Origin of the sequence: Flavobacterium marginilacus, assembly GCF_026870155.1 — a bacterium.
Classification (GTDB): Bacteria; Bacteroidota; Bacteroidia; order Flavobacteriales; family Flavobacteriaceae; genus Flavobacterium; species Flavobacterium marginilacus.
Window position 1 is genome coordinate 2,624,486 of record NZ_CP113975.1, and the last position, 18,640, is coordinate 2,643,125.

Annotated in this window: 15 protein-coding genes; 4 read left to right on the top strand and 11 right to left on the bottom strand. The window is 33.9% G+C overall.

Annotated features, from left to right (window positions below; genetic code table 11):
• Window positions 1–28: 28 nt before the first annotated feature.
• Complete coding sequence (locus OZP07_RS11335) at window positions 29–1,699, top strand: IS1182 family transposase (protein WP_349293666.1); 1,671 nt, start codon at window positions 29–31, stop codon at window positions 1,697–1,699.
• Between the two features lie 165 nt (window positions 1,700–1,864).
• Here OZP07_RS11335 and OZP07_RS11340 read toward each other — a convergent pair whose 3' ends face one another.
• From OZP07_RS11340 to OZP07_RS11365, 6 genes are all read right to left on the bottom strand, one after another.
• Window positions 1,865–3,193 (bottom strand): MFS transporter, encoded by a 1,329-nt coding sequence (locus tag OZP07_RS11340; RefSeq protein WP_281638424.1) that lies wholly within the window; start codon window positions 3,191–3,193, stop codon window positions 1,865–1,867.
• A 139-nt stretch (window positions 3,194–3,332) separates the two neighbouring features.
• Complete coding sequence (gene glgB / locus OZP07_RS11345) at window positions 3,333–5,240, bottom strand: 1,4-alpha-glucan branching protein GlgB (protein WP_281638425.1); 1,908 nt, start codon at window positions 5,238–5,240, stop codon at window positions 3,333–3,335.
• Window positions 5,241–5,274: 34 nt separating this feature from the next.
• Entirely contained in the window at window positions 5,275–6,912 is a 1,638-nt protein-coding gene (locus tag OZP07_RS11350; RefSeq protein ID WP_281638426.1) for a maltokinase N-terminal cap-like domain-containing protein, read from the bottom strand.
• Window positions 6,912–8,843: an alpha-1,4-glucan--maltose-1-phosphate maltosyltransferase gene (locus tag OZP07_RS11355; RefSeq protein ID WP_281638427.1), complete on the bottom strand. Its 1,932-nt coding sequence runs from the start codon at window positions 8,841–8,843 to the stop codon at window positions 6,912–6,914. The genes OZP07_RS11350 and OZP07_RS11355 overlap by 1 nt, the downstream gene beginning before the upstream one ends.
• Window positions 8,844–9,043: 200 nt before the next feature.
• Window positions 9,044–10,324, bottom strand: coding sequence for a glucose-1-phosphate adenylyltransferase (locus OZP07_RS11360; protein WP_194640686.1), 1,281 nt, complete (start codon window positions 10,322–10,324; stop codon window positions 9,044–9,046).
• A complete protein-coding gene (locus tag OZP07_RS11365) occupies window positions 10,314–11,744 on the bottom strand; it encodes a glycogen synthase (protein ID WP_281638428.1) in 1,431 nt (476 codons plus the stop codon). The genes OZP07_RS11360 and OZP07_RS11365 overlap by 11 nt, the downstream gene beginning before the upstream one ends.
• Window positions 11,745–11,938: 194 nt before the next feature.
• Here OZP07_RS11365 and OZP07_RS11370 point away from each other — a divergent pair, with 194 nt between their 5' ends.
• From OZP07_RS11370 to OZP07_RS11380, 3 genes are all read left to right on the top strand, one after another.
• Window positions 11,939–12,808, top strand: a complete 870-nt coding sequence (locus tag OZP07_RS11370) for an alpha/beta fold hydrolase (protein WP_281638429.1) — start codon at window positions 11,939–11,941, stop codon at window positions 12,806–12,808.
• Between the two features lie 101 nt (window positions 12,809–12,909).
• Window positions 12,910–13,302 (top strand): peptide-methionine (R)-S-oxide reductase MsrB, encoded by a 393-nt coding sequence (gene msrB, locus OZP07_RS11375; protein ID WP_281638430.1) that lies wholly within the window; start codon window positions 12,910–12,912, stop codon window positions 13,300–13,302.
• A gap of 114 nt (window positions 13,303–13,416) precedes the next feature.
• Entirely contained in the window at window positions 13,417–15,087 is a 1,671-nt protein-coding gene (locus OZP07_RS11380) for an IS1182 family transposase (protein WP_349293667.1), read from the top strand.
• Window positions 15,088–15,140: 53 nt separating this feature from the next.
• Here the strand turns inward: OZP07_RS11380 and OZP07_RS11385 are convergent, their stop codons facing one another.
• The 5 genes from OZP07_RS11385 to efp all read right to left on the bottom strand — a co-directional run bounded on the left by OZP07_RS11385 (window position 15,141) and on the right by efp (window position 18,628).
• Complete coding sequence (locus OZP07_RS11385; RefSeq protein ID WP_194640682.1) at window positions 15,141–15,569, bottom strand: hypothetical protein; 429 nt, start codon at window positions 15,567–15,569, stop codon at window positions 15,141–15,143.
• A 142-nt stretch (window positions 15,570–15,711) separates the two neighbouring features.
• Entirely contained in the window at window positions 15,712–16,584 is an 873-nt protein-coding gene (gene sucD / locus OZP07_RS11390; protein WP_194640681.1) for a succinate--CoA ligase subunit alpha, read from the bottom strand.
• Window positions 16,585–16,673: 89 nt separating this feature from the next.
• Window positions 16,674–17,033 (bottom strand): nuclear transport factor 2 family protein, encoded by a 360-nt coding sequence (locus tag OZP07_RS11395; RefSeq protein ID WP_194640680.1) that lies wholly within the window; start codon window positions 17,031–17,033, stop codon window positions 16,674–16,676.
• A 2-nt stretch (window positions 17,034–17,035) separates the two neighbouring features.
• A complete protein-coding gene (locus tag OZP07_RS11400; RefSeq protein WP_194640679.1) occupies window positions 17,036–17,965 on the bottom strand; it encodes a UDP-3-O-(3-hydroxymyristoyl)glucosamine N-acyltransferase in 930 nt (309 codons plus the stop codon).
• Window positions 17,966–18,061: 96 nt separating this feature from the next.
• Window positions 18,062–18,628 (bottom strand): elongation factor P, encoded by a 567-nt coding sequence (gene efp, locus OZP07_RS11405; RefSeq protein WP_194640678.1) that lies wholly within the window; start codon window positions 18,626–18,628, stop codon window positions 18,062–18,064.
• Window positions 18,629–18,640 lie beyond the last annotated feature (12 nt).

The window sequence follows — 18,640 nt, forward strand, 5'->3', positions numbered from 1 at the left end:
TATCTTAGAGTTGCACAAAAAACGAGCAATGGCTAAAGTAATATTTAAATCGCAATCGATCAATACACCGGAACTTTTTCCGATAAATATTTTTGATAAAATTTCAGAAAACCATCCTGTCCGCTTAGTGGATAAGATTGTCAATTCATTGGATATAAGTCATATACTTAAAATATATAAAGGAGGAGGCACCTCGGCCTATCATCCCAGAATGATGCTTAAGGTTTTGTTTTACAGTTATTTAAGCAACACTTATTCCTGCCGAAAAATAGCAAAGGCACTTACTGAGAACATTCATTTTATGTTTATTTCAGGCAACTCAACTCCTGATTTTAGAACCATTAACGATTTTAGAGGAAAGATTTTAAAAGAAAACATCAAAGATTTATTTGCAGAGGTGGTCAAAATGCTTGTGGAAATGGGCTATGTCAGTCTGGATATCCAATACATTGATGGAACAAAAATAGAAGCCAAATCCAATAAATACACCTTTGTCTGGCGGGGTTCTATAGAGAAATACAAAGAAAAGCTCGAAGTAAAAATCAACAGTATCTTATCCGACATTGAAAACAGTATTTTATCAGATAATCAAGAAGTCAACAAGGAAGAATTACCAAAAAAAATAAACTCGGAAGAGCTGAAAGAAAAATTATCAGAACTCAATAAAAAACTCAAAGAGCCCAACAAGAAGATAACCAAAGAGCTTGAAAAGCTTCAGGAAGAGCACCTGCCAAAGCTTGAAAAATACGAAAAAGATTTAGTGATTTTAGGCAATAGAAACTCCTACAGTAAGACAGATCCTGACGCTACCTTTATGAGAATGAAGGAAGACCATATGAAAAACGGACAGTTAAAACCTGCATACAATCCTCAGATTTCTACTGAAAATCAATTCATTACCAACGTAACCATTCATCAGACACCTAACGACACTACGACTTTAAAATCCCATTTGGAGGAATTTGAAAAAATGTATCAAAAACAAAGCAAAACAGTTGTAGCCGATGCTGGTTATGGAAGCGAAGAAAACTACGAAATGCTTGAAAATAAAGACATAACGGCCTATGTAAAGTATAATTATTTTCACAAAGAACAGAAGAAAAAAATGAAGGACAATCCGTTTCTTGTCCAGAATTTGTTCTACAATATACAGCAGGATTTTTATGTGTGTCCAATGGGACAAAGAATGGAAAACATTGGCAGTGGAAAACGGACATCGGCCAACGGATACGAATCACAAGTATCTTATTATCAAGCAAAAAGATGTGATGGATGTCCACTTAGAAGTTTGTGCCATAAAGCCAAAGGAAACAGAACAATAGAAGTAAACCACCGCCTGAACCAATTAAGGGCTCAAGCCAAAGAGCTGCTCATGAGCGAAAAAGGACTCGAACACCGAAGCAAACGCCCAATAGAAGTTGAAGCAGTATTCGGACAGCTAAAAAACAACAATAAATTCAGCCGGTTTACTTTCACAAGCATCGAAAAAGTGGAAATGGAATTTCTATTGATGGCTATCGGGCATAATTTCAGAAAAATGATAGCAAAGAACAATGATGCGTCGAAAACTCATCTAAAAATCTCCTTCAGAGTTCTAAATAGAGCTATAAAAGTCGAAATTCACTTTTTAAATACTGTAACAGAATATTTTTTCATTAATCAACCAACCCAAAATCGATTCCTGAAATTTGCAGCATAAAAAAAGCTGTCCTTTTCGGACAGCCTCTAAGTTGAGTAAAACTAAATTATAGAGAATTCAAATTTTTTCAAATCTGTATTTTGGTAAATACATTTTAAGATTGTTAGATTTTATATTTTTTCACTTTTTTAAACAAAAGAATTGTTTTTATTTGAAAACAGTTGTTTATTTTGATACAGCGTCATTTTTTGGAACTCTATTCAAAAGCAAAACACCTATTACAAAAAATACTGCCAAAAAAACAATTGCTAATCTTGGGCTTCCTGTAATTTGATCAATAATGCCATACACACACATTCCTATTACAATTCCAATTTTTTCAGTTACATCATAAAAGCTAAAAAAAGAAGCTGTATCCTCAGTTTCTGGTAATAGCTTGGAATAAGTAGAACGTGATAATGCCTGAATGCCCCCCATTACAAGACCTACCAATGCTGCCATTACATAAAACTGTTCAGGAGTGACAATAAAATAAGCAGCAGAACAAAGTAAGCACCAAAAACAATTGATTACGATAAGTGTTGGTAAGTTTCCGAATTTAGCAGATGCTTTTGAAGTTAGAATTGCCCCAGCTACGGCTACCAGCTGAATTAATAAAATACATATAATTAGTCCTATCTGACTTTGACTGCTCGATTCCCATGCTATTTCCTGCGAACCAAAATAAGTTGCAATTAACATTACTGTCTGAACAGCCATACTGTAAACAAAAAAGCTAATTAGATATCTTTTTAACGGAATATTGGCTTCTAATTGCCCCCAAACTTTTTTGAGTTCTTTAAAACCATTAAACACTACAGCTTTGGTTACTTTTCTATCGGTGTTTTTATTTCCTTTAGGCAAATAATAATAAGTATATTGGCTGAAAAGTATCCACCAGATTCCAACCATAACAAAGGAATATTTCATTGCTTTCATGGCTGCTTCTCCTTTACTTCCTGTAATTCCAAAAGTATCCGGCATCATTACCATTGCTAAATTTAGAATTAATAAAATAACACTGCCGATGTAGCCCAAAGAATAGCCCTTGGCACTCACTCCATCCTGCTGTTCAGTGTAAGCTATATCTGGCAGATAAGAGTTATAAAATACTAAACTCCCCCAAAATCCTATTAAACCAAAAAAATAGAAAAATAAGCCAACATAAATGTTCTCTAAACTAAACCAATTTAAACCGATACAGGAACAAGCACCTACATAACAAAAAAACTTCATGAAAGATTTTTTATTTCCTACATAATCAGCTATTCCTGATAATAATGGAGAAAAAATTGCAACCATTAAAAAAGCTGCTGCTGTAACAAAACTAATTAACGCAGAGTTTTTTAAATGAAGACCAAAAACGTCTATATAATGATCTCTTTCTGAAAATAATGCTTCGTAAAAAATTGGAAATATTGCTGAAGAAATCACCAATGGATATACTGAATTTGCCCAATCGTAAAATGCCCATGCGTTTAATAATTTTTTACTGCCTTTTGCTAAGTCTGCCATGTTTGTCTTTTTTGTTTATTCTGCGAATGTATTTATTTTTAATTTGTAATAATCTAAATTGAAGTAATCGCAGTATTATTTTTTAAATATTATATCTTATCGTTTAGTTATCAGTAGTATCTGTTTTTTATAATTGAACTCATTCTATTTTAAAAATGATTACTCCCAATGGCGGAAGTGTAATTACTGCAGAATATGCTTTTCCATCATACGGAGTATTATTTATTACTGGTTCTTTATTAGATTTTACACCGCTGCCGCCAAAAGCGGTATCATCACTATTAAATATTTCGCTTAATTTTCCTGATTTAGTAACACCTATCTGATAATTTTCTCTTACTACCTGTGTAAAATTCAGTACAATGATTAAATCGTCTTTAGGATTGTTTCCTTTTCGGATGAATGACATTACAGCATTTTCATGGTCTGAATAATTAATCCATTCAAAACCTTCAGGGCTAAACTGTTTTTCATACAAAGCTGGCTCCGTTTTGTATAATTGGTTGAGTTTTGTAATTGTCTTTTTTATTCCATTGTGAAAATCATATTGAAGCAAGTGCCAATCCAGACTATTTTGAAAATCCCACTCCCTGCTTTGCCCAAATTCTGCTCCCATAAACAGTAATTTGGTTCCGGGATGTGCAAACATATAACCATAAAGTAAGCGCAGATTTGCAAATCGCTGCCATTCATCACCAGGCATTCTTCCTAGAATAGATCTTTTTCCATATACTACTTCATCGTGTGAAAGAGGAAGCATAAAATTTTCAGTATAGGTATAAGTCATTGAGAACGTTAAATCGTTTTGATGGTATTTTCGATACACGGTTTCTTTTTGAAAATACTGAAGTGTATCGTGCATCCAGCCCATCATCCATTTCATTCCAAAACCTAATCCTCCAGCGTAAGCAGGCCTTGAAACCATAGGGAACGAAGTGCTTTCTTCGGCAATAGTCTGTACTCCTTCATAATTGCCATAAACGGCTTCATTAAAGTCTTTTAAAAAGCTGATAGTATCCAGATTTTCTCTTCCGCCATAAATATTTGGCTCCCACTCACCTTCTTCTCTGGAATAATCCAAATACAGCATAGAAGCCACTGCGTCTACTCTAAGACCGTCAATATGATAATGATGCAGCCAAAACAGCGCATTACTTATTAAAAAGGAACGGACTTCATTTCGCCCATAATTAAAAACTAAGCTTTTCCAGTCAGGATGATATCCTTTTCTTCTATCTGGATGCTCAAATAAATTAGAACCGTCAAAAAAGCCCAGACCATGAGCATCTTCTGGAAAATGTGACGGAACCCAGTCTAAAATCACACCAATACCAGCCTGATGAAGTTTATCTACCAATGTCATAAAATCCTGAGGATTCCCAAAACGGGAGGTAGGTGCAAAATAGCCGACCAATTGATAACCCCACGAAGGATCATACGGATACTCCATAACAGGCATAAATTCCACATGAGTAAAGCCTGTTTCTTTGACATATTTTACTAAATCTTCAGCATATTCCAGATAAGTTAAAAAACGGTTTTCTTCGCCATGCCTTTTCCATGAGCCCAAATGAACTTCATAAACAGAATATGGTTTGTCTAAATCGTTATGCTCTTTTCGGGTCTGCATCCATTTTTTATCATCCCACTTATAATCAAGATCCCAGATAACAGAAGCAGTATGCGGTGGTTTTTCGCAGTAAAAAGCAAATGGGTCTGCTTTTTCTGTAATAATTTCCTCATTATGGGATTGTATTTTATATTTGTATGTGGTTCCCTGCTCTATCCCTGGAATAAAACCTTCCCATATTCCTGATGAATCCCATCGTACCTGTAAAGGATGTTCTCCCTGTATCCAATAATTAAAATCTCCTACAACCGAAACCGTTCTTGCTGATGGCGCCCATACTGCAAAATAAACACCTTTCACTCCATCCACTTCGATAAGATGAGCTCCTAATTTTTCGTAAAGTCTGAAATGTTTGCCGGCTTTGAATAAATCAATGTCGAAATCTGTAAAAAGGGAATAGGTTTGTACTTTGTTCATTGTGTATTTTTATTTTTTTCTTGTGAAATTGTAATCAATTAATTGTATTAAACCCCATTATACTGGCAACTCCTGTTAATGGAATTACTGACCATCTGGGACGGGAATTTAATTCATAACCCAATTCGTAGATTGCTTTTTCAAGAAGACAGTATTTTAGTAAAAAATCAATTTCTTTTTGATAGCCAATATTTAAATTACCAGATTGAACCACTTCAGTATAGGTATTTAGAAAAACGCCTACAAAATATTTGTATAAAATTTCTCCTGCCTGAAAAAGTTCTTCCTGCGTATAAGGATATTTATCATTGCTGTTGAATATAGTGGCATAAATTGCATAATGAAAGGATCGGAACATCCCTGCTACATCTTTTAACGGCGGCTGTTTTACTTTTCGATCCCTGATCGTACTTTCCGGTTCTCCTTCAAAATCAAGAATGCAAAAATCATCACCATTCATTAAAACCTGGCCTAAATGATAGTCACCATGAATGCGGATCCGTTCCGATTTCATCTGAGTCCAGTCAAAATCAAGGAAAACTTTTCTGATTTCTTTTTTATTGTCCAAAAATTTATTAGCTAACTCTAATTCTAAACCATCTAATTTGTGCAGATTATTTTCTAAGATATTCAATCTGTTTTGAAATTGATAAGTCAATCTGTTTTTTAGCCAAACAGAATAATCACCATTATAAGTAAGAGGTGTAAAAGCGGTTTCATGAATATCGCTTCCAAGTGCTATATGCATTTCGGCGGTTCGGGAAGCTAAAGTCTGAATTCTTAAAAAAATACTCAGTCCAGCCCAATCAATTATTTCATGGGGTACATCTTTTAACGGAAGCCTTTTAAATAATTCTATTTCCGGAAGTCTGCTCACTATGATCTTTTTAGTGCTCAGATTTTCAAAAATCCGGTCAGCTTCTTCAAGCATATATTTCCATGCATCTCCCTGATTGGGAACCAATTCCTGCATTAGTCCCAACGTAATATTTCCTTCCGAAAAGACAATGCTGATACTTCCGGTATAGGCTGGCGAATGCTTAAAGTTCATTCTTTCAGTAAGAAAACGGCTGATTTCATAATCCGGATTCATGCTGATATATATTCTTCTAAAAATTTTCAACACTAAATTGTCATTAAAAACTATTGAAGTATTGCTTTGTTCTACCCCCATAAAATGAGAGGAAATATATTCTTTGGCATGCAGTTTTTTTCCTTTGTGAAAGCTTACTTTGGTTTCTTCATCTTTTTTGGAATGAATAATTTTTTCAAAAAGTAATTTTCTGAAATCTTCCTGATGCAAAGCATCTACAAGATAACCTTCTTTTTCATTCATTACTACCGGAGCAATGATAGTATTAGTATCTAAATCCTTTTGCGGTAAAAAAGCCAATGGCATAAAGTAATGCTGGTAAAAAGCTTCTTTAAAATTAACTTCTAATAAAACACCGTAATATGTATTGTCTGCTGAAGTGATTTTGAAAGAATGTACAATTTCAATGTATTTTAATGTACTGGCTTTGCCTCCATACCACCTTTTGTTGATAATGTAATTTTCTAAAATATCGGAAGCAAAAATTTTAATAAAACTTTCGTCTTCAAAAGCATTTCCCCAGTCTGTATGAAATACAAGCGGGTTTTTATATTCGGCTTCGTTAATTTTATCAACCATTATTTCTGAATTTTAAATAGATGAAAAGGCAATTCTGGAGGGAGTTCAGCATAATTCCATTCATTATTCCATGAATAGGTATTTCCGGTAATCAAATCATCAATCTGGATGTTATGGCTCTCAAGTTGTGATGGAAGTTTTATCATTGCTTTGCCGGTATGATACGGATCAAGACTGACAATCATCAGTGTTTCATTTTGTTTATTATCATCGAATTTATAATAAGCGATCACTTGATCATTATTGGTTTCGCAAAAAACAATATTATTGGTCTGCTGTAATGAAATTTGTTCTTTTCTGATTGTGTTTATTCTTGCTATCAGCGTAGTGAGTTTGTTTTGTATGTTCCAGTCCCAGGTATAGCATTGGTATTTTTCAGAATGCAGGTATTCTTCTTTTCCAGGAGCCATAGGTGTGCTGACCATATATTCAAAAACGGGTCCGTAAATTCCAATATTTGAACTTAATGTGGCTGCGAGGAAATATTTTTGCAAATGGACAGATTCGTTTCCATTCTGTAGAGCAAAAGGGTTAATGTCTGGTGTGTTTGGCCAAAAATTGGGGCGGTAAAATTCTTTTTGCACAGTTTTGGTCAATTCTTCAACATATTCGGTTAATTCCTGTTTGGTATTTCTCCATGTAAAATAAGTGTAAGACTGGCTGAAGCCTTGTTTGGCCAGCTCATTCATTATTTTAGGACGTGTAAAAGCTTCTGCCAAAAATAAAACATCTGGATGCTTCTTTTTGATTTCGGCAATTAACCAGCCCCAAAAATAAAATGGCTTGGTATGCGGATTATCAACTCTGAATATTTGAATACCGCATTCTTCAATCCAAAATAAAGCAACATCAAGCAGTTCTTTCCAAAGATTCTTCCAGTCAGAACTCTCAAAATAAATAGGCTGAATATCCTGGTATTTTTTTGGAGGGTTTTCGGCATACTGTACGGTTCCGTCAGGCCTCCATTTGAACCATTGCGGAAAATCTTTTACATAAGGATGATCCGGTGCGGCCTGCAGGGCATAATCCATTGCGACTTCAATTCCTAAATCTTTAGCTTTTTGTACCAATTCTTTAAAATCTTCGATAGAACCTAATTCAGGATGTGTTGATTTATGTCCGCCGTGATGGGAACCAATTCCCCAAGGAGAGCCTACATCACCATATTCAGCATTTGTAGCGTTGTTTTTGCCTTTTCGGTTTACTTCCCCAATAGGATGAATCGGCGGAAAATAAAGCGTATCAAATCCCATTTCAGCAACTCTGGGAAGGAGTCTTTCGCAGTCTTTGAAAGTTCCGTGTTTTCCTTCTTCAGAAGAAGCTGACCGCGGAAAAAATTCATACCAAGTACTGAAAAGCGCTTTTTTTCGGTCAACATATATTTCTAAATCAATTGATTTATTTTCTAAAAATCGGACAGGATATTTTTTGAAAATACTGATAAGCCTTTCTGACTTTGTTTCTCTTACAGCGTTATCGTATTCTGATTCAGTTGTGAAATAATATACCAGCTGATTAAGGTATTCATTGTCAGAAGCATCAACTGCACTAAGGATTTCACGGATATACTCTGCTCCTTCCAGCAGTTCAGATTTTACATATTGATTGTCATTGATTTTTCGTTCAGTACCATGCTGCCAGTTTAGTGCATAATCTACCCAGCCTTCTACAAAATAAGTATATTTTCCCTGTTTTTCTACGTGGAATTCCGCTGACCATTCATCATTCTGATTATGAACCATTCGGACTTCATTCCAGCTTTTATCAAATTCGTGTTTGAACTTAACACAGCATTCTATGACATCATGACCATCTGAAAAAACTTCGGCTGTTACAGATACTTTTTGGTCAACGATTCTTTTAATGGCAAAACTGCCGCTATTAAGCTGCGGCAAAACATTTTCTATTATGATACGGGTTTGATTCTGCATGATATTGGTAAAATTGGATATATAATTGGATATTTATTTAGGGTAACTAATTTAAATAAATTTGGATATTTATGCAATTGTTTGTGTCTATAAAATACCTTTTACACCAAACCGAAGTCCAATAAATTGTACTGTCTATTTGGTGTAATCAGTTTTAGTAGTAGAAAAAATATAACTTGTTAATGCTTATTTACTTGAAGTTATTTAACGGTAAAGTTGTTTGGAATTATAGCTCCTTTTCGAATTACAACAATTCCTTCTTTAACACAATACAATTCGGTTACTGTGTCAGCGAGATGAGTACCTCCTTTAATATACACATCATCCCCTATTCTGCAGTTTTTGTCTACGATTGCATTATGAATAAAACATCTTTCACCAATACCAATTAATGGGATCTTGTTCTGAATGTTTTCATTAATATCCTCTATACTTTGGTATAAATCATTACCCATTACATAACTGTGCTGGATTACAGTACCCTCGCCTATTCTAGAGCGGTTACCTATAACAGATTTGGTAATCTCTTTGGCATGAATAATACATCCCTCCGAAATTAAAGATCTTTCGACTAATGTATTATGAAATTTGGATGGAGATAATAAACGAGGTCTGGTGTAGATTCTATTGTCATTATCAAATAAATTAAATTGAGGAATATCGTCTGTTAATCCAATATTTGCTTCAAAAAAAGAATCAATATTTCCTATATCAGTCCAATAGCCTTCGTATTGATAACTTAAGAGCTTGTTGTTTGCTACAGCTTGCGGAATAATTTCTTTTCCAAAATCTTTAGTTTCAGGGTCAGACATCAATTCAATTAATAGCTTTCTATTAAAAATATAAATCCCCATAGAAGCCAGATAGAGTTTTCCCTGCCTTTTCATTTCATCGCTTACTTCTGATGTCCAATCAGGTAATAATTCCTTGGCAGGTTTTTCTATAAAGGATTGAATTGTGCTGTCTGAATTCGTTTTTAAAATTCCAAATTCAGGAGCATCTTTGTCATTTACAGGCAATGTGGCAATAGTAATATCTGCTTCGGCTACAATATGGGCTTCAATCATTTCATTAAAATCCATTTGATATAATTGGTCACCGGATAATATTAGTGCATAATCAAATTCATGGTTTAAAAAGTGCGGCATACATTGTCGTACTGCATCAGCAGTTCCCTGAAACCATGTGGGATTGTCTGGAGTCTGTTCTGCAGCTAAAATATCAACAAATGAATTACTGAAAAATCCAAAATTATAAGTATTTTTAATATGCGCATTTAGAGAAGCCGAATTAAATTGTGTCAATACAAACATTTTGTATATATCAGAATTAATGCAGTTTGAAATAGGAATATCTACTAATCTGTATTTTCCGCCAATTGGTACAGCAGGTTTTGATCTTCTTGCAGTTAAGGGAAATAATCTAGAACCCTGACCGCCTCCTAAAATAATAGCGATAACATTTTTCTTTTTAGTTTTCATGTCTTTTTCCAATAATTAAATTATATAATTCTATATATTCCTGGCTTACGTGTTCCCAGGAATGGTCTGTATTCATTCCTTTAATTCTAATTTGGCCGATCGCATCTTTATCTGAATATAGATTTACGGCTCTTTGTATAGCATCACAAATGTCTTCTGCAGATGCCTGATCGTGGCAAATACCATTTCCATTATCTTCAAAATCAATAATAGTATCTCTTAGTCCGCCGGTTCTTCTTACTATTGGAATTGTTCCATAGCGCATTGCATACATTTGATTTAATCCGCAGGGCTCAATGCGTGAAGGGATTAAAAGAAAATCAGATCCGGCATAAGTTTTATGGGCTAATTCTTCATTATAACCTATATGAACATGATAGTTTTCTTTATATACTTCCAATAATTGCTTAAGCTGATTTTCTATTTCAATATCTCCATATCCTAAAATTAAGAAATTTATTTCATTTTTATATGTAGTCAAAGCTGATGATATGGTTTTAGCCAATAAATCGGCTCCTTTTTCATTATATAATCTTCCAATAAAACTAAAAAGGGGTTTATCTGGATTCATCTTAAAAAGAGAACACAAATGCTCTTTGTTTTTTTGTTTTCCTTCACTAAAGTCAGTCACTGAGTAATTCATTTCTAACATTGTATCTCTGCTTGGATCCCAAACATCCATATCAATTCCATTAAGTATACCTCTTGACTTGTTTCTTACCCGCTGAAATAATGTTTCAAGACCATTGTCAGAATAATTTATTTCGTTCAGATAAGTTGTTGACACAGTTGTGATTTCGTCCGAACATTTTATCGCTGACGCCAATGAATTAATGCAGTTTCCCCATTCTAATTCTTTTATGTGTATTAAATCAAATTCAGGCAGATAATATAATTTGTTAAACGTGAATATTCCTTGATACAATCCGTTATGAATTGTAATAATTGCAGCAACATTTTTTAATTTTTCATATTTGCAGCAATAATTCTTCATAAAAGGTATTAACCCTGTATGATGATCGTGACAATGAATAATGTCCGGTATCGAGCTTCGCCCGGAAATCCAGTCTAAGACAGCAATTTGAAAAGATAAAAACCGCTCGATATCATCTCTATAGCTGTAAACATTTGGCCGGTCAAAGAGTTCAGGTATTTCAATTAAATAAAGCTCAAATCCCAGTTTATCTGTTGTTTCTTTTAGTACGCTGTAAGGAAAATTAAACTGCCCTAATTTTAATTTTCCCCAATGAATGCATTCAAAATTATTTTCTAACCTAAATACTGTCTGGTAACATGGAATAGCCACGCTAACATTATTGTTTTTATTGTTTTGATATTTTGGTAATGAACCAATTACATCAGCTAATCCCCCCACTTTTGCAACTGGGTAACATTCTGCACCCACGTGAAGTATTTCCATCCAATTATTTATTTAAATTCTCTTAAAAAAAGGCTTATATTTTCAGACGTTTCAATAGTTTACTAAATTTAAAAAACTGCAAACTTTATTGCGAAAAACTAAATTATATTAACATTAAATTTATAGTACTTTTGTGTTTTTTAAATTTAGTTAAAAAAAGTTAACATTTAAAGACTTTTAATAATTTTATCAATATGACAAAAAATGCTTCAAATCATACTAAGCCTTTAAAAATTCCAAAAATTATCTTACTATCTAGTAAGGTTATTGCGTTTCTGTCTACAAAATGGGCTGTTGTGTATGCTTCGAAATTGTTCATTACACCAATAAAACATAAGATTCCAAAACGAGAAATTGAAATGGATGAAAAAAGTATACAGCAAATGATTACAGTTCCATCAATAAACAGAAAAATAAATATTTACGAATACGGAAAAAACGATTCAAGCAAAAAAGTGCTTTTAGTTCATGGCTGGTCCGGAAGAGGCACTCAGCTGTGTAAGATTGCAAAAGAAATGGTTAATCTTGGTTACCAAACAGTAAGTTTTGACGCTCCTGCGCATGGAAAATCACCTGGAAATTCTACAATTATGATTGACTTTATTGCATCTATTATTGAAATTGACAAGCAGTTCGGGCCTTTTGAAATTGCTGTTGGCCATTCATTGGGAGGAATGTCTGTTATGAATGCGATAAAAGAAGGATTAAAGGTTGATAAAGCTGTTATTATTGGAAGCGGAGATATTGTCCAGGATATTACTGATGATTTTGTAGCTAAATTGGGTTTAAAACCAATTATAAGCAAACTGTTATGTGAGCGTTTTGAGCACAAATATGGCGGAAAGATGAATGATTACAGTGCTTATAAAGCAGCAGAAATAACTTTGATTCCTACATTGGTTATTCACGACAAAAATGATCCTGAAGTATCAGTAAAAGCTGGAATACATATTCATAAGCATCTTAAAAACGGAGAATTAATGCTGACTGAGAAACTTGGTCACAGAAAAATACTGGCAGATCATCAAGTGATTGAAAAAATAATTAATTTTATTAAAAAATAATAATCATGAAATCGCCATTAACCATAAGTTTGCGTTAGCAAAATACCAATAAAAAAAGGCGATAATATATATGATAACTAAAAAAAAAAATTTCACCTACTATGAATTATCCTTTTGTAAAATCAGAGAAAGAATGGGAAGAAGAATTAGGTTCTGAACGGTATAGAATTCTTCGTCAGAAAGGAACTGAATATCCGCATACAGGAAAATATAATCTGCATTTTGAGAATGGTCATTATTGCTGCGGTGGCTGCGGTACTCCCCTCTTTGAAAGCAATTCAAAGTTTGATGCTCATTGCGGATGGCCTTCATTTGATGAATCAATACCAGGAAAAGTAGAATATATACCTGATGCAACACATGGAATGACTCGAACCGAAATTGTCTGTGCAAATTGCGGCGGGCATTTAGGTCATGTTTTTGAGGATGGCCCGACAAAAACAGGACAGCGGTATTGTGTGAATTCTTTATCAGTGGATTTTAAAGAAAAATAAAGCTTTCATTTAAAAAACCGATAAAAAAAAGAGGCTGTCCAAAAAGTAAGGACAGCCTTTTTTTTGCTGTTTTTAATCTAAAATAGTATCTTAGAGTTGCACAAAAAACGAGCAATGGCTAAAGTAATATTTAAATCGCAATCGATCAATACACCGGAACTTTTTCCGATAAATATTTTTGATAAAATTTCAGAAAACCATCCTGTCCGCTTAGTGGATAAGATTGTCAATTCATTGGATATAAGTCATATACTTAAAATATATAAAGGAGGAGGCACCTCGGCCTATCATCCCAGAATGATGCTTAAGGTTTTGTTTTACAGTTATTTAAGCAACACTTATTCCTGCCGAAAAATAGCAAAGGCACTTACTGAGAACATTCATTTTATGTTTATTTCAGGCAACTCAACTCCTGATTTTAGAACCATTAACGATTTTAGAGGAAAGATTTTAAAAGAAAACATCAAAGATTTATTTGCAGAGGTGGTCAAAATGCTTGTGGAAATGGGCTATGTCAGTCTGGATATCCAATACATTGATGGAACAAAAATAGAAGCCAAATCCAATAAATACACCTTTGTCTGGCGGGGTTCTATTGAGAAATACAAAGAAAAGCTCGAAGTAAAAATCAACAGTATCTTATCCGACATTGAAAACAGTATTTTATCAGATAATCAAGAAGTCAACAAGGAAGAATTACCAAAAAAAATAAACTCGGAAGAGCTGAAAGAAAAATTATCAGAACTCAATAAAAAACTCAAAGAGCCCAACAAGAAGATAACCAAAGAGCTTGAAAAGCTTCAGGAAGAGCACCTGCCAAAGCTTGAAAAATACGAAAAAGATTTAGTGATTTTAGGCAATAGAAACTCCTACAGTAAGACAGATCCTGACGCTACCTTTATGAGAATGAAGGAAGACCATATGAAAAACGGACAGTTAAAACCTGCATACAATCCTCAGATTTCTACTGAAAATCAATTCATTACCAACGTAACCATTCATCAGACACCTAACGACACTACGACTTTAAAATCCCATTTGGAGGAATTTGAAAAAATGTATCAAAAACAAAGCAAAACAGTTGTAGCCGATGCTGGTTATGGAAGCGAAGAAAACTACGAAATGCTTGAAAATAAAGACATAACGTCCTATGTAAAGTATAATTATTTTCACAAAGAACAGAAGAAAAAAATGAAGGACAATCCGTTTCTTGTCCAGAATTTGTTCTACAATATACAGCAGGATTTTTATGTGTGTCCAATGGGACAAAGAATGGAAAACATTGGCAGTGGAAAACGGACATCGGCCAACGGATACGAATCACAAGTATCTTATTATCAAGCAAAAAGATGTGATGGATGTCCACTTAGAAGTTTGTGCCATAAAGCCAAAGGAAACAGAACAATAGAAGTAAACCACCGCCTGAACCAATTAAGGGCTCAGGCCAAAGAGCTGCTCATGAGCGAAAAAGGACTCGAACACCGAAGCAAACGCCCAATAGAAGTTGAAGCAGTATTCGGACAGCTAAAAAACAACAATAAATTCAGCCGGTTTACTTTCACAAGCATCGAAAAAGTGGAAATGGAATTTCTATTGATGGCTATCGGGCATAATTTCAGAAAAATGATAGCAAAGAACAATGATGCGTCGAAAACTCATCTAAAAATCTCCTTCAGAGTTCTAAATAGAGCTATAAAAGTCGAAATTCACTTTTTAAATACTGTAACAGAATATTTTTTCATTAATCAACCAACCCAAAATCGATTCCTGAAATTTGCAGCATAAAAAAAGCTGTCCTTTTCGGACAGCCTCTTTTTTGTTTTTAAAAGATAATGTATTTAAAAAGCTATATTCCATCTTGGAAGTTTTCCGGTTTCGTCTAAGAAATTTTGCAAAACCTGTCCTTCAACACTAGTAGGTATTGATTTTACAGTATCATTAAAAGTTTCAAACCAATAAACTTCAAGCGTATCAATACTTTCTTTTTTCATTTGTGCAGGCCAAGAATATTTTCTTCCTGTTTTTGCAAATTGATGTCCATTTACAATTTTGTCATAAAGACCTCCGTTTTTACTTTTTAAAGTCCCGTCATTCTGAACGGTTCCTGTAGAACCAGCCATTATTAATTCTTTAGTATCATTTGCCACAGCATAAACAATAAAAACGCCGCTTCCAGTTTGTGAAGCATTACAAACTGCTTCTAAATTATCTTCCTGTGTAAATGTAAAATTTCCATTTACAGTAAACTTTTCTAATTCTTTGTACATATTTTAATTTTTTAAGCAACAAGATTCTTATAGTCTGAATTGCTAAGTTTTTGATTATTTTCCAGACATTTTAAAAATGTAAAAAAGTCTCAACAAAATATTGAGACTTTTTTTGGAATTTATTATTTAAATAAATTGGAGATTATCCAAGTACTTCTTTAACTTTCTTTCCTATTTCAGCAGGAGAATCAACAACGTGAATTCCGTTGTCTTTCATAATTTGTTTTTTAGCAGCAGCTGTATCATCAGATCCTCCAACTATAGCACCAGCATGTCCCATTGTACGTCCTGCAGGAGCAGTTTCACCAGCGATAAAACCAATAACTGGTTTGCGGTTACCATCAGCTTTAATCCATTTAGCAGCATCAGCCTCTAATTGACCTCCAATTTCACCAATCATGATGATGCACTCAGTTTCAGGGTCGTTCATTAATAACTCTACAGCTTCTTTGGTAGTTGTTCCAATGATTGGGTCACCGCCAATTCCGATAGCAGTAGTGATTCCTAACCCTTGTTTTACAACCTGATCAGCTGCTTCGTAAGTTAAAGTTCCAGATTTTGAAACGATTCCAACAGTTCCTTTTTTGAAAACGAAACCTGGCATAATTCCAACTTTAGCTTCACCTGGAGTAATAACTCCTGGACAGTTTGGTCCGATTAATCTAGCATTTCTTTGTTTAACATAGCTGTTTGCTTTAATCATATCAGCAACAGGAATTCCTTCTGTAATTGCAATAATTACTTTAATTCCTGCATCAGCAGCTTCCATAATAGCATCTGCAGCAAAAGCAGGCGGTACAAAAATAATTGAAGTATCAGCTCCAGCTTGAACAACTGCATCTTTTACTGTATTGAAAACCGGTAAATCTAGATGTGTAGTTCCTCCTTTTCCTGGAGTAACACCGCCAACAACATTTGTACCGTACTCAATCATTTGAGTAGCGTGGAATGTTCCTTCGCTTCCCGTGAATCCTTGAACAATTATTTTTGAATCTTTATTAACTAAAACACTCATGATATATTTTTTATGTAGTTTTTAAAATTGTTTCGCAAAAGTAAGTCTTTTGTAATTATTTTAAACTTATTTATAATAAAAATAATTAACTAAATTTGACTCATTTGATAACCTCTGTATAATTTATTGTCTTTTATTTCCCATATAATCATCATATGAGCCAAAAACATTTCTTCTCTGGGATTCTCTATTGTTTTTACATAATGTGTAAAACGAACTGAAACCGTATTTCCTTCTTCTACAATATGACTGATTCTTGCTTTAGTCCGTACATAAGCTCTGCTAATATCGTAAGTTAAACTTAGTATAGCTTCATAATCCATTTGAATAAAACCTTTGCTGCTATTCCAATCCAAAATACATTCCGGATGCAAATATTCTTTCATTATCTCAGGGTTAATGAAGGCATCTGATTTATAAAAATTTTTTACAATTTCCTTAGCAGACATAATTATTTCAATTTATTTAAAATCTCAGGAATCTTCTTAATATTTGCTAATTGCTTTAATTTTTCTCTTGATTCTTCAATTGGTGTGCCAAAATAACTTTTTCCGCCCTCAATTGATTTTGTTACTCCTGTCTGTCCCATAATGACAGCATTGGCACCTATAGTAATACCGCTCGTAGTTCCAACTTGTCCCCAAATTGTAACTTCATCTTCAATAATTACACAGCCTGCAATACCTGTCTGAGAAGCAATTAAACATTTTTTACCAATTATCGTATCGTGGCCGACATGTACCTGATTATCAATTTTTGTGCCTTCGCCAATAATTGTATCTCCAGTAACTCCTTTGTCAATTGTACAAAGGGCTCCAATTCCAACATTATCTTTTATGACAACACGGCCTCCTGACAGCAATTGGTCATAGCCTTCGGCTCTTTTTTTGTAATAAAAAGCATCAGCTCCAAGGACAGATCCGGAATGAATAATCACGTTGTTACCTATAATTGTATGGTCATAAATTGAAACATTAGCATGAATCAGACAATTTTCACCGATAGTGACATTGTTTCCAATGAAAGCGTTTGGCTGGATAACGGTTCCTTTGCCAATTTTTGAAGAAGGAGAAACTATAGCATTTGCCTGCGCGAAAGGTTTGAAATGCTTAGTTAAAATATTGAAATCTCTAAAAGGATCATCAGAAATCAATAATGCTTTGCCTTCAGGACATTCCACTTTTTTGTTTATTAAAACAATCGTAGCTGCAGAGTTTAAAGCTTTTTCGTAATATTTTGGATGGTCAACAAAAACAATATCACCAGGTTCAACAACATGAATTTCATTCATACCTTGGATTGGAAATGCTGCATCTCCTACAAATTCACATTCAAGTAAATCTGCAATAAATTGTAGAGAATAAACTTTTGGGAATTTCATCTTTTTAATTAGATAATTTGAAAATTAGAAAATGTGATAATTAGGTAATTTGTTAACTGACTAATTATCACATTGATTCATTGTCTAATTGACAAACTACTCTTTCACTCGTTCCATGTAAGAACCAGTAGCAGTATCAATTTTTATTTTGTCTCCTTCGTTAATAAACAATGGAACGTTTACAGTTGCTCCTGTTTCAACAGTTGCAGGTTTTGTAGCATTGGTTGCTGTATTTCCTTTAACTCCTGGTTCAGCATAAGTTACTTCCAAAATCACTGATGGAGCCATATCTACAGATAATGGTAAATCAGTTTCTGTATTGATCTGGATCATTACATTTTCACCTTCTTTCAATAAATCTGGAGAATCTAGAACATTTCTGTTTAAAGTAATCTGCTCAAAAGTTTCAGCATTCATGAAATGGAAATCATTCCCTTCTGGGTATAAAAATTGGAAAGTATGAGTTTCTACTCTTACTGTGTCGATTTTATGTCCTGCAGAAAAAGTATTATCCAGCACTTTTCCATTTGTCAAAGACTTTAATTTAGTTCTTACAAATGCAGGTCCCTTTCCTGGTTTCACATGAAGGAACTCAATGATTTTGTAAATATCGTGATTGTGCTTTATGCAAAGCCCGTTTTTAATATCTGATGTAGATGCCATTTTTGTGTTTTT

Bases quoted from the DNA above. Each gene is read 5' to 3' on its own strand.
- OZP07_RS11335 (WP_349293666.1), top strand. From the start codon at position 29: ATGGCTAAAGTAATATTTAAATCGCAATCGATCAATACACCGGAACTT.
- OZP07_RS11340 (WP_281638424.1), bottom strand. From the start codon at position 3,193: ATGGCAGACTTAGCAAAAGGCAGTAAAAAATTATTAAACGCATGGGCA.
- glgB (WP_281638425.1), bottom strand. From the start codon at position 5,240: ATGAACAAAGTACAAACCTATTCCCTTTTTACAGATTTCGACATTGAT.
- OZP07_RS11350 (WP_281638426.1), bottom strand. From the start codon at position 6,912: ATGGTTGATAAAATTAACGAAGCCGAATATAAAAACCCGCTTGTATTT.
- OZP07_RS11355 (WP_281638427.1), bottom strand. From the start codon at position 8,843: ATGCAGAATCAAACCCGTATCATAATAGAAAATGTTTTGCCGCAGCTT.
- OZP07_RS11360 (WP_194640686.1), bottom strand. From the start codon at position 10,324: ATGAAAACTAAAAAGAAAAATGTTATCGCTATTATTTTAGGAGGCGGT.
- OZP07_RS11365 (WP_281638428.1), bottom strand. From the start codon at position 11,744: ATGGAAATACTTCACGTGGGTGCAGAATGTTACCCAGTTGCAAAAGTG.
- OZP07_RS11370 (WP_281638429.1), top strand. From the start codon at position 11,939: ATGACAAAAAATGCTTCAAATCATACTAAGCCTTTAAAAATTCCAAAA.
- msrB (WP_281638430.1), top strand. From the start codon at position 12,910: ATGAATTATCCTTTTGTAAAATCAGAGAAAGAATGGGAAGAAGAATTA.
- OZP07_RS11380 (WP_349293667.1), top strand. From the start codon at position 13,417: ATGGCTAAAGTAATATTTAAATCGCAATCGATCAATACACCGGAACTT.
- OZP07_RS11385 (WP_194640682.1), bottom strand. From the start codon at position 15,569: ATGTACAAAGAATTAGAAAAGTTTACTGTAAATGGAAATTTTACATTT.
- sucD (WP_194640681.1), bottom strand. From the start codon at position 16,584: ATGAGTGTTTTAGTTAATAAAGATTCAAAAATAATTGTTCAAGGATTC.
- OZP07_RS11395 (WP_194640680.1), bottom strand. From the start codon at position 17,033: ATGTCTGCTAAGGAAATTGTAAAAAATTTTTATAAATCAGATGCCTTC.
- OZP07_RS11400 (WP_194640679.1), bottom strand. From the start codon at position 17,965: ATGAAATTCCCAAAAGTTTATTCTCTACAATTTATTGCAGATTTACTT.
- efp (WP_194640678.1), bottom strand. From the start codon at position 18,628: ATGGCATCTACATCAGATATTAAAAACGGGCTTTGCATAAAGCACAAT.